Below are 11,295 nucleotides of genomic sequence, written 5' to 3'. Positions count from 1 at the left end.
CCTGAGTTGGTGCCCGCGGACCGGCGTGAGAATCTTGGAGGGAGGATATCCGCAGTGCGGGTATGCTCAGATCCACTGATCCCGGCGGGTTCCGCAACCCCGCCGCCAGCACAATCCCAGGAGCACCTGCTGTGAATCCGGCCGTCCCTTCCAAACGCAGCTCCGGCAGCAAAACCTCCTCGCGCACGGTGTCGTGGCGGGAGGTCGAACCGGCCCCGGTTATCCTGCTGGCCGGCCCCGAAGATTACCTGGCGTCCCGGGCCCGGGACCGGCTACGGGCGGCGCTGCGGGAGAAGCAGCCGGACACCGAGCTGGTGCAGTTCGACGCCGCTTCCTACGCCTCGGGGGAACTCACCCTGCAGTCCAGCCCCTCACTCTTCGGCGAAGCCAAACTCATTGAAGCCGTGAACCTGGCCTCCATGAACGAAGACTTCCTCACCGAAACCCTTGCCTATTTGAAGGATCCGTCCCCGGACGCAGTCCTGGTGCTGCACCACAGCGGCGGCAACCGCGGCAAAAAGCTGCTGGACGCCGTGAAGGCTGCCGGTGCTCCGGTGGTGGAATGCCAGCCGTTCAAGAAGGATGCAGAAAAGCTCGAGTTCGTCACCTCCGAATTCCGGTCCGCCCGCCGCCGCATAGATCCGGCTGCCGCCCGCGCACTGGTGAACGCCGTGGGTTCCAGTCTGTCCGAGTTGGCTGCGGCCTGCCAGCAGCTGATCAGTGACGCCACCGGCGAGGTCACCGAAGAATTGGTGGAACGCTACTACGGAGGCAGGGTCGAAGCCACGGCCTTCAAGGTGGCAGACGCCGCCCTGGCCGGCCGGGCGGCCCAGGCGCTGTCCATGCTGCGTCACGCACTGGATACAGGAGTCGATCCGGTGCCGCTGGTCGGCGCCCTGGCCATGAAGGTCCGCGCGGTGGCCCGCGTGGTGAACCTGCGCGGTTCCTCCGCGTCCATGGCCAAGGAACTGGGCATGGCACCGTGGCAGGTGGACCAGGCACGCCGGGATGCGCAGAGGTTTTCCTCGGAGTCCCTCATCGAAGCAGTGCAGGCCCTCGCCGAAGCAGACGCCCAGGTCAAGGGCGCCGGACGGGACCCCGTGTACGCGGTGGAACGCGCCGTGACCGTAATTGCCCTGGCGGCATCGGGCCGGTAAAAGCCTGGACTTAAACCAAAGCGCGGCCGGTCCCGAAGGACCGGCCGCGCCGGAAGTCTTGCTAGCTTGCTGCTTAGAGCGCGCTGACCTTCTTGGAGATGGCCGACTTGCGGTTGGCAGCGTTGTTCTTGTGGATTACGCCCTTGCTGACGGCCTTGTCCAGCTTGCGGCTGGCGGTCTTCAGCGCTTCGGCTGCTGCATCCTTATCGCTGGCCTTGACTGCAACATCAACCTTGTTGATGACGGTCTTCAGCTCGGACTTCACCGAGTTGTTACGCTGACGCGCCTTCTCGTTGGTGAGGATGCGCTTCTTCTGGGACTTAATATTGGCCACTTATAAACTCTCTTTGTATTGCGGACTTGGTCGGTGAGGGAATTTCAGACCAGACATTGACTGAGCGGCGTGGGGATACCGTAATGGCGCCTGAACTGAAGTGCCCGTCGACCTGCGCGGACACACAGCAATAAATGTTAGCAGAGATTCGGTGCCGGTATGCCAACCGGCGCTCAGCGCGCCGGGCGCACCTTTGCCAGTGCGCGGACTACCCGGCCGAACGCCCGCTCATCCATCACTGCGCCCTCACGGCGGATGCTCTCCGGTTCCAGGCGGAGCACCCGGTCCAGTTTAACTTCACTGGGACGGCCCTTACTGTCCCACGGCCCGGTACCGACGTCCAGGTACCGCGGATCAGACGATCCAGTGTTGTTCCGGTCCCGGCTGGTCATCATCAGGCCCAGCAGCAGGGCACCGTTGCGGCCGATCAGCAGCACGGGGCGGTCCTTGCCCTGCGCCGGGTCTTCCTCGTAGGGGACCCACGCCCATACAACCTCACCGGGGTCGGGATCGCCGTCGGGCCGGGGTGCGTAGACCGGACTTACGGGCCCCGCATAGTCACCCGCGTATCCAGTAGCGCCCGACGCCGCGGCCTGCCGGGGGTGCGACGGCGCAGCCTTGGGTCCGGGGGAGGGCGCGGGGGACGGCCTTGGGGAGCGCCGGCCGGGCCCGGGCCGGGACTTTATGCCGGTCCGGTCCCGGGACCCCTGCCCGGAAACGGTGCCGGCACCGGACCCGGCCTGGCCCAGCAGCCGGGCGGCGGAACGGACAAGGGAAGCGAAGGTGCGTGCGTTAAAGGGCATGGCACTACGTTAGGCGTCCGGCAGTCAACGGCGCTTCGGTTCCTGCTGGGGCAGGCAAACGTGGGAGACTGTTAATTCGACAGAAACACCCACCAGCAAAGCCTGGACACTGCCACCGCACGCAGGCGCACCCGCGCGGCGTCGGGCCTGTCCCGGAAACAGTAAAGGAACCGCCACAGTGTCACCTATGGCCCGCTTCTCGCCGGTGCCTGCCGCGACGGATCCGGCGATCATCAGAAACTTCTGCATCATCGCCCACATCGACCACGGCAAGTCCACCCTGGCCGACCGCATGCTCCAGTCCACCGGCGTCGTCGAGCACCGCAATATGAAGGCCCAGTACCTGGACCGGATGGATATTGAGCGGGAACGCGGCATCACCATCAAGTCCCAGGCCGTGCGCATGCCGTGGGAGCTCGACGGCGAGTCCTACGCACTGAACATGATCGATACACCGGGCCACGTGGACTTCACCTACGAAGTATCCCGGTCCCTGGCAGCCTGCGAAGGCGCGATTCTGCTGGTGGACGCCGCCCAGGGTATCGAGGCCCAGACGCTGGCGAACCTGTACCTGGCCATGGAGAACGATCTGACGATCATTCCGGTGCTGAACAAGATCGACCTCCCGGCAGCGCAGCCGGAGAAGTACGCCGAAGAACTGGCGAAGCTCATCGGCGGCGACCCGGCGGACGTGCTGAGGGTTTCCGGCAAGACCGGCGTGGGCGTCGAAGCCCTGCTGGACCAGATTGTCCGCGAGATTCCGGCGCCGCAGGGCGATCCCGATGCCCCGGCCCGCGCCATGATTTTCGACTCCGTGTATGACACCTACCGCGGCGTCGTCACCTACGTCCGTGTGATTGACGGGTCCCTGTCCCCGCGCGAACGAATCCAGATGATGTCCACCCGCGCCAGCCACGAGCTCCTGGAAATCGGCGTCAGCTCCCCGGAACCCACCCCGTCCAAGGGACTTGGGGTCGGCGAGGTGGGCTACCTGATCACCGGCGTGAAGGATGTGCGCCTGTCCAAGGTCGGCGACACGGTTACCAACCTGGCCAAGCCGGCTACGGAATCCCTGCCCGGCTACGCAGACCCGAAGCCCATGGTCTTCTCCGGGCTGTACCCCATCGACGGTGCCGACTACCCGGTGCTGCGCGAGGCGCTGGAAAAGCTGATGCTCAACGACGCCGCGCTGGTCTACGAACCCGAGACGTCGGCCGCGCTGGGATTCGGCTTCCGGGTGGGCTTCCTGGGCCTGCTGCACCTGGAAATCACCCGTGAACGGCTGGAGCGTGAATACAACCTTGACCTGATCTCCACGGCGCCCAACGTGGAGTACGAGGTGACGCTCGAGGACAAGAAGGTCGTCACGGTGACGAACCCCAGCGAGTACCCCGAAGGCAAAATCAAAGAGGTCCGTGAGCCGATGGTTTCGGCTACTATCCTGGCGCCGAATGAATTTGTCGGCGCCATCATGGAGCTGTGCCAGACCCGCCGCGGTGTCCTGGGCGGCATGGACTATCTGTCCGAGGACCGGGTCGAGATCCGGTACCGCCTGCCGCTGGCCGAGATCGTGTTCGACTTCTTCGACATCCTCAAGTCCAAGACCCGCGGCTACGCCTCCCTGGACTGGAAGGCCGACGGCGAGCAGGTTGCCGATCTGGTCAAGGTGGACATCCTGCTCCAGGGCGAGCAGGTGGATGCTTTCAGCTCCATCACCCACAAGGACAAGGCGTACTCCTACGGCGTGATGATGACGGGCAAGCTGCGCGAACTCATCCCGCGCCAGCAGTTCGAGGTCCCCATCCAGGCGGCCATTGGCTCGCGCATCATTGCCCGCGAGTCCATCCGCGCCATCCGCAAGGATGTGCTTGCCAAGTGCTACGGCGGCGACATCAGCCGTAAGCGCAAGCTGCTTGAAAAGCAGAAGGAAGGCAAGAAGCGGATGAAGATGGTGGGCCGCGTGGAGGTTCCGCAGGAAGCCTTCGTGGCTGCACTTTCCTCTGACGATTCCAAGGACAAATCCAAGAAGTGACACCCAGCGCATTGCCCCTCGGAGACCCGGCACCCGCCGACGGCCTCCTGCCCGCACAGGCCGCAGAAGGCGCAGCGGAGCGGAACTTCGGACTGTACGTCCACATTCCGTTCTGCTCCGTCCGCTGCGGTTACTGCGATTTCAACACCTACACGGCCACCGAGCTCGGCGGCGGCGCCTCCCAGGCGGCCTACGGGGCGACGGCGGCCCGCGAAGTGGTTTTCGCAGCGGACGCGCTCCGCCGGTCCGGGATGCCCGAGCGCCGGATGGAAACGGTGTTCTTCGGCGGCGGCACGCCCACGCTGCTGCCGGCCGAGGACCTGGCCATGATCCTCACAACCGCCGTCGACCAGTGGGGCCTGGCGCCCGGCGCTGAGGTCACCACCGAGGCGAACCCGGATTCGGTGACCCCCGAATCCCTGCAGTTGCTCGCCGACGCCGGTTTCACCCGCGTGTCCTTCGGGATGCAGTCAGCGGTACCGCACGTGTTGGCGGTCCTGGACCGCACGCACACCCCCTCGCGGGTGCCGCAGGCAGTGAAATGGGCGCGCGACGCCGGCCTGCACGTGAGCGTGGACCTGATCTACGGCACCCCGGGCGAATCCATGGAGGACTGGAAAACTTCCGTGGAAGAAGCCCTGAGCTACGAGCCGGACCACATTTCGGCCTATGCCCTGATCATCGAGGAAGGGACCAAGCTCGCGGCGCGGATGCGGCGCGGCGAGGTGCCCCCGATTGACGACGACGACCACGCTGACAAGTACGTGCTGGCCGACGAAATGATGACCGCAGCCGGCTTGTCCTGGTATGAGGTCAGCAACTGGGCGCGCACCCCGGCGGACCAGTGCCGGCACAACCTGGCCTACTGGCGCAGCGACGACTGGTGGGGGATCGGCCCCGGCGCACATTCGCATGCCGGCGGCGTGCGCTGGTGGAACGCCAAGCACCCCACCGCCTACGCCCAGCGGATCGCAGCGGGGGAGTCGCCCTCAGTGGGCCGGGAGACGCTTGACGCCGACACCCGGTACATCGAAGACATCATGCTGCGCACGCGGCTGGCAGAGGGACTGGAACTGAACCGGCTGCGGGAGCCCGGCCGGCTGGCCGTGGCGGGCCTGATGGCCGACGGACTGGTGGATCCCCGGGCGGCGCTGACCGGGAAAGTGATCCTCACCGGCAACGGACGGCTGCTGGCCGATGCGGTGGTCCGCCGGCTGCTGCCGGACTGATCGCCGGCACAAACGAAAAAAGCCGGACCGGGCTTAGTCCCGGTCCGGCTTTTTTATTTGGCTGAACTACTTGATACGGCGCAGGTTGAACGGGTAGCGGTACGGCCGTCCCCGGTTGCACTCAATGCCGGCAATGACGGAGGACACAGCCACGTAGACCCAGATCAGGGCGTTGAGTACGGCGAAGAAGCCGCCCACCACGGGGATAAAGGACAGGGCCCAGACCACCAGCGCCGCAATGCTGGGCGGTAGCGTGAAGTTCAGTGCTTCCTTGGATTCCTGGGCAGTGAACGGGCCGCGGTCGCGGAAGACCAGGTAGATGATCAAGGACGGGACGAAGGCGAGTATGCCGCCGAAGTGCGCCATGGTTGCCCACTGCCGGTCCTCCGAAGCGGTCAGCGGAAGCGCGTTGGCCGGAGCGCCCTGATACACGGGTCGCTGCGCGGGCTCTTCCGGGCGGGGCGGGTGATTCTGGCGTGTGTTGGACACGGCGTAATTTCCTTTTGGCTCATGGTGACTCAGGGTCGGTCCGCTACTACGTATTCCTCAAGCGTACTGTCTGGTCCGCTTTATAACGGAACGGAGACGGCCGGTGCGGCGCACATCTCACCTAAGGGACAGTCAGGAAGTCAATGACTTCTTCCACCCGTCCCAGCAGCGAGGGCTCAAGGTCCGCATAGGTGTGCACCTGCCCCAAAAGCTTCTTCCACCCCAGGGCGACGTCGGTGTGGTCCCGGTGCGGCCAGCCCAGGCCCTGCAGGATGCCGGTCTTCCAATCAAGGTTCCGCGGCACCACCGGCCAGGCACTCCGGCCGATCACCGAGGGTTTGATCGCCTGCCATACATCCACATAAGGGTGGCCCACAATGAGGACGTTGCCCGGCGCTCCGGGGCAGGTCATTGCCTCGGCGGCAATCCGGGATTCCTTGGACCCCGGGACCAGATGGTCCACCAGGATGCCGAGGCGGCGCCCGGGTCCCGGCCCGAAGCCGCGGACCGCCGAATAGAGGTCATCAACGCCGTGGAGGGGCTCGACGACGATTCCCTCCACGCGCAGGTCATCGCCCCAGACCTTTTCCACCAGTTCCGCGTCGTGCTTGCCTTCCACCCAGATGCGGCTGGCCCGCGCGGTGCGGGCGCGTTGGTTGGCCACCCGTACGGATCCGGACGCGGTACGGGCCGGTGCGGCCCTGCCCGGCGCGGCCGCGGACGCCGGCACCACCTCCACGGGCTCGCCCTCCAGCAGGAAGCCAAAGCCCAGCTCGAAGGACTTGGTTTTTCCGCGGCGGTCCTCCAGGACCATCAGGTGCAGCCCGCCGGATTTCTCCACCCGCACCACGGCACCCACCCAGCCGGAGGCAACATCCTCCAGGACCAGGCCGGGTTCGGCGCCGACTTTTCGCAGGGCCGTCCGGGCCGGGGCAGTGATGTCCTGCGGACCCCAGGAAAAACTGGACACGAAAATTGCCTCACTCAGATGCTCGGTTGGGCTGGAATGCCCGCAGGGGGTGAACGGGTTCCTCAATGCTAGCAACGCAGTTGATCCGTATTAGACTTAGCACTTGAGCAGTGGGAGTGCTAACCCGCCGCACCATCCGCCGATTCGCTGGGAGGGAAAAGCCATGAGTGAGCCACGCCGGCTCGAGGTCCTCCGCGCCATTGTCGAGGACTACGTCCATTCACGCGAGCCCGTCGGCTCCAAGGCACTGGTGGAGCGCCACCAGTTGGGTGTTTCCTCGGCCACCATCCGCAATGACATGGCGGCCCTTGAAGAGGAAGGGCTCATCACCGCCCCGCACACTTCGGCGGGACGCATCCCCACGGATAAGGGCTACCGCCTGTTCGTGGACCAGATTTCGGACGTGAAACCGCTCTCGGCCCCGGAACGCCGTGCCATCCAGTCCCTGCTCGAAGGCGCAGATGATCTGGATGACGTTATGGACCGCACTGTACGGCTGCTGTCCCAGCTGACCAACCAGGTGGCCGTGGTCCAGTACCCGCACCTGGGCAACGCCAAAGTGCGCCACATCGAATTTGTCCTCCTGGCGCCGGCCCAGGTGCTGGTTGTCCTGATTTCCACCACGGGACGGGTGGAGCAGCGGGTCATCACGGTTCCGCAGCCGGTGACCGAACCCGATCTGCTGGACCTGCGCCACCATTTCCTTGCCGCCCTTGCCGGCACGCCGCTCAGCAGCATCACCGGCCACCTTGCCGAAGCGCTGGCCACCGTGCCTGCCGCTTCCCGGAGGGTGGCCGCCGCGTTGGGCCACTGCCTGGAAATGCTCGCCGGAATTAACCGGGAGGACCGCATGGTTATGGCCGGAACGGCCAACCTGGCCCGCTCCACGGTAGACTTCCCGCTGACAATCGGACCGGTCCTGGAGGCTCTCGAGGAACAAGTCGTGATGCTGCGGCTGTTGTCCGAGATGGAGCAGGACGCCCGGGGTGTTGCCGTCAGGATTGGACGGGAAAACCCGCACGGCGGACTATCCGAAGCATCGGTGGTGGCCACGGGGTACGGACCCGACGCTTCGGCAAAGGTCGGCATCCTGGGGCCCACCCGGATGGACTATCCCACCACCATGGCAGCCGTCCGGGCCGTGGCGCGGTACCTCTCCCGAATACTCAATAACTAGGCCGGCCCGCACCAGCTGCGCGGCCGTCCCGCCGGGCCACCCGGCGGACCACAAACTACGCCTCCACCACCGGAGGCAGGCAATACAGGAAGCGATGTGCACGAGTGAGCGATCACTATCAGGTTCTGGGCGTCGGACGAGACGCCACGGGTGAAGAAATCAAGAAGGCGTACCGGAAGCTTGCCCGCAAGCTGCATCCGGACGTCAACAATGCTCCGGGTGCATCCGATGAGTTCAAAGCCGTAACGCACGCCTACGAGGTTCTCTCGGATCCGGAGAAGCGCCGCATTTACGACACCACGGGCAACGAGAACGGCACCGACAACGGCTTCGGCGGCGGCGGCTTCGGCGGCCAGGGCTTCGGTTTCCAGGACATCTTCGACACCTTCTTCGGCGGTGCAGCCCCCGGCGGCGGACGGGGACCCGCCTCGCGGGCCCGGCGCGGCCAGGATGCGCTCATCAACGTGCGGATCGACCTCAAGGACGCCGTCTTCGGCGTCAACAAGAAGATCGACGTCGACACCGCCGTCGTCTGCCCCACGTGTGACGGATCGTGCTGCCAGCCGGGCACATCCCCGCGGACCTGCGACATCTGCCACGGCACCGGCCAGGTGCAGCGGGCTGTACGTTCCATCCTCGGCCAGGTCATGACCTCGGCCCCCTGCGGAACCTGCAACGGCTTCGGCACCGTCATTCCGGATCCGTGCCACGAATGCTCCGGTGAAGGCCGGGTCCGCAACCGCCGCACACTGACCATCAAGATCCCCGCCGGCGTCGCCACCGGCACCCGGATCCAGCTCAGCCAGCAGGGCGAGGCCGGCATGGCCGGCGGCCCCGCCGGCGACCTCTACGTGGAAATCAGGGTCAACAATGACCCGACGTTCCTCCGCGAGGGAGATGATCTGCACGCCACCCTCACCGTCCCGATGACTGCGGCGTCCCTGGGCACCACGGTCACCCTCGACACCTTCGACGGCGAACGTGAAATCACGGTCAAGCCCGGCACCCAGTCCGGTGAGGTCTCCGTCCTCAACGGACTCGGTGTTACGCACCTGCGCGGCCACGGCCGCGGCGATCTGCGGGTGCATGTGCACGTGGAAACCCCGCAGAAGCTGGACTCCGAGCAGGAAGAGCTGCTGCGCAAACTCGCCCAGCTGCGCGGGGAGGAATACAGCGAGGGCCGCCTGAACAGTTCGAACTCCGGCGTCTTCGCGAAACTGCGGGACCGGTTGGGCAACCTCTAGGATGACCAACCCCATTTTCTTCGGGGATCCGGAGCTGGTGGCAGCAGTCCGCCCAGGCGGCTCGTTCCGCTTGGAAGGACCGGAAGCCCGCCATGCCGTGTCCGTGAAGCGGATTGCCCCCGGCGAGCCGGTGGACGTTGTGGACGGTGCCGGACGGCGGATCACCGGCACCGTCACCGTGACCGGCCCGTCCCTGCTGGAACTGGCCGTGGAAGCGGTAACGCAGGAGCCGGCGGAGGCTGAGCGCCTTGTCCTGGTGCAGGCCCTCGCCAAGGGAGACCGTGATGAGCAGGCGGTCGAAGCGGCCACGGAACTGGGCGTGGATGCCGTGATCCCGTGGCAGTCGGACCGCAGCATTGTCCGGTGGCGCACGGAGAAAGCGGCCAAGGGCCAGGCCAAGTGGCAGGCACTGACCGCCGCGGCCGCCAAGCAGTCCCGCCGCTCCCGCATTCCCGAGGTTGAGCCGCTGCTTGACAGCAAGGCCCTGGTCCGCCGTCTCTCGGACCTGGACCTGGTACTGGTGCTGCATGAGGAAGCCGACGCACCCCTCGCCGGGGCATTGGCGGCACTCGGCGACCGCCGCGCTGGTCCGGCCGGGCCGGATGCGGCGCAGGCTTCCATTGCGGTGGTTGTGGGACCGGAGGGCGGTATCAGCCCGGCGGAGCTGGAACAGCTGCGTGCCGCCGGCGCGGTGGCGGTCCGGCTGGGCCCGCATGTGCTGCGGTCCTCCACCGCCGGTCCTTCTGCGCTGGCCGTCCTGAATCAGCTGCTGGGCCGCTGGTAGTCCGGCCGCCGTAGGGCGACTTACCCCTCGGGGGAGCCGGGATCGGAGATAACCGTGATCCGCTTGGAATCTCCGGCCGATTCATGTCCGCCGTAGAAGACACGGATACTGTAGTCGCCCGGTGCGAGGGTCGCGGAGAAACTGAACCTCCCGGTTTCCCCTACTGCGGCATGCAGGTCCACGGTGCCCGCAGCCACGGCTGCCGAGGACGGCCTGCCGTCCACCACGGGCTCGGCACGCCAGTACAGCTGGGAAGGCTGCGCCACCGCGGTGCCGCTGATCTCCACGTCACTGCCGCGCACCTGGGATTCCTGCGGATCGATGATCCAGATGGGAGCAGCCAGCTTGGTGTCCCGGCGAAGCGGCTCATCCAGCGGGACATGCCCGAACGCACGATAGCCCGCCTTGCCGTCCACCAGGATCACCACCGTGCTTTCCTGGCCCACCGCGGTGAGTTTCGCGTTGGCGGCAGCGGCGGTGGCGGTGTACACCAGCTGCTGCACGGCACGGTGGGCCATTCCGGAGTCGAGGGAGCCCTTGAACGCATCCGAGGAGATGTCCACCGTGATGACGTTCTTGCTGGAAATGGAAGCGGTGACGCTGTCAGCCGGATGCCATGGCGTGAAATAGTCCTGGTCCAGCGGTTTCCCCGCCGTCATTGCCCGGACTGCCTCGCCGACCGGATCGCCGGTATGGTCCGAGTGCAGGAACTCCCGGTAGAGGCTCACGGTTGTTTCGTTGAGGCCGAGCCAGTAGACCGGCATCAAGGTAGAAGCCGAGGCCGCCTCGGCGGGCGGGGAGATGGTCATGGCGGCACCTCCGCCGGTTTCGCCGGCGTTGGCCGACGTCGGCATGGTGGTGGTGGCATTCTCTGCCACCACGCCGCAGCCGCCAAGCATCACGGCGCCGGCTGCCAGCGCGGACCCGGCGAGCAGGAGCCGGCGCCGGCACATGGAGGGGGATGGGGCACGGCGGGTTTTTCCGGTGGACATCAACCCTCCTTAAGGTGTCGCTAACAGGTACGTCATCCACCTTCGCACACGGTTTCGGGCCCACCGGTGCTGTTCGCGGGACCG

11 protein-coding genes are annotated in these 11,295 nt (G+C 66.2%); 6 read left to right on the top strand and 5 right to left on the bottom strand.

The features are described 5' to 3' along the window. Positions 1-131: 131 nt before the first annotated feature. Positions 132-1,157, top strand: coding sequence for a DNA polymerase III subunit delta (holA, locus tag QNO06_RS09740; RefSeq protein WP_283996892.1), 1,026 nt, complete (start codon positions 132-134; stop codon positions 1,155-1,157). Positions 1,158-1,230: 73 nt separating this feature from the next. On the opposite strand, the gene rpsT is transcribed toward holA, so the two are convergent. Together rpsT and QNO06_RS09730 are read right to left on the bottom strand one after the other, a co-directional pair. Next, positions 1,231-1,491, bottom strand: coding sequence for a 30S ribosomal protein S20 (gene rpsT / locus QNO06_RS09735; RefSeq protein ID WP_227911452.1), 261 nt, complete (start codon positions 1,489-1,491; stop codon positions 1,231-1,233). A 173-nt stretch (positions 1,492-1,664) separates the two neighbouring features. After that, complete coding sequence (locus QNO06_RS09730) at positions 1,665-2,294, bottom strand: type II toxin-antitoxin system PemK/MazF family toxin (RefSeq protein ID WP_227911451.1); 630 nt, start codon at positions 2,292-2,294, stop codon at positions 1,665-1,667. 178 nt (positions 2,295-2,472) lie between these two features. Between QNO06_RS09730 and lepA the strand changes: the two genes are divergently transcribed. Then, on the top strand, positions 2,473-4,326 hold the full coding sequence (gene lepA / locus QNO06_RS09725; RefSeq protein WP_227911450.1) for a translation elongation factor 4: 1,854 nt from the start codon (positions 2,473-2,475) through the stop codon (positions 4,324-4,326). Then, entirely contained in the window at positions 4,323-5,555 is a 1,233-nt protein-coding gene (hemW, locus tag QNO06_RS09720; protein WP_227911449.1) for a radical SAM family heme chaperone HemW, read from the top strand. Before lepA ends, hemW begins: the two co-directional genes overlap by 4 nt. A gap of 66 nt (positions 5,556-5,621) precedes the next feature. On the opposite strand, the gene QNO06_RS09715 is transcribed toward hemW, so the two are convergent. Beyond that, the gene (locus QNO06_RS09715) at positions 5,622-6,044 is read right to left on the bottom strand and encodes a DUF4870 domain-containing protein (protein ID WP_442860130.1); all 423 of its coding nucleotides are present in this window, start codon (positions 6,042-6,044) and stop codon (positions 5,622-5,624) included. A gap of 121 nt (positions 6,045-6,165) precedes the next feature. Next, the gene (locus QNO06_RS09710) at positions 6,166-7,014 is read right to left on the bottom strand and encodes a DUF3097 domain-containing protein (protein ID WP_227911448.1); all 849 of its coding nucleotides are present in this window, start codon (positions 7,012-7,014) and stop codon (positions 6,166-6,168) included. Positions 7,015-7,177: 163 nt separating this feature from the next. On the opposite strand from QNO06_RS09710, the gene hrcA reads away from it, so the two are divergent. The 3 genes from hrcA (at position 7,178) to QNO06_RS09695 (ending at position 10,219) form a co-directional block, all read left to right on the top strand. Further along, positions 7,178-8,191, top strand: a complete 1,014-nt coding sequence (hrcA, locus tag QNO06_RS09705) for a heat-inducible transcriptional repressor HrcA (RefSeq protein ID WP_227911447.1) — start codon at positions 7,178-7,180, stop codon at positions 8,189-8,191. Positions 8,192-8,295: 104 nt separating this feature from the next. Then, positions 8,296-9,435, top strand: coding sequence for a molecular chaperone DnaJ (gene dnaJ, locus QNO06_RS09700; RefSeq protein ID WP_227911446.1), 1,140 nt, complete (start codon positions 8,296-8,298; stop codon positions 9,433-9,435). 1 nt (position 9,436) lies between these two features. After that, positions 9,437-10,219 (top strand): 16S rRNA (uracil(1498)-N(3))-methyltransferase, encoded by a 783-nt coding sequence (locus QNO06_RS09695; protein ID WP_227911445.1) that lies wholly within the window; start codon positions 9,437-9,439, stop codon positions 10,217-10,219. Between the two features lie 20 nt (positions 10,220-10,239). On the opposite strand, the gene QNO06_RS09690 is transcribed toward QNO06_RS09695, so the two are convergent. After that, entirely contained in the window at positions 10,240-11,211 is a 972-nt protein-coding gene (locus QNO06_RS09690) for a GerMN domain-containing protein (protein WP_227911444.1), read from the bottom strand. Positions 11,212-11,295: the final 84 nt, after the last annotated feature.

Source organism: Arthrobacter sp. zg-Y20 (assembly GCF_030142075.1).
Taxonomy (GTDB): Bacteria; Actinomycetota; Actinomycetes; order Actinomycetales; family Micrococcaceae; genus Arthrobacter_B.
This window is presented reverse-complemented; position numbering and strand designations above follow the sequence as displayed.

Excerpts from the sequence above, each read along its gene's own strand:
- QNO06_RS09730 (WP_227911451.1), bottom strand. The coding sequence starts at position 2,294 with ATGCCCTTTAACGCACGCACCTTCGCTTCCCTTGTCCGTTCCGCCGCC.
- hrcA (WP_227911447.1), top strand. The coding sequence starts at position 7,178 with ATGAGTGAGCCACGCCGGCTCGAGGTCCTCCGCGCCATTGTCGAGGAC.
- QNO06_RS09695 (WP_227911445.1), top strand. The coding sequence starts at position 9,437 with ATGACCAACCCCATTTTCTTCGGGGATCCGGAGCTGGTGGCAGCAGTC.
- QNO06_RS09690 (WP_227911444.1), bottom strand. The coding sequence starts at position 11,211 with ATGTCCACCGGAAAAACCCGCCGTGCCCCATCCCCCTCCATGTGCCGG.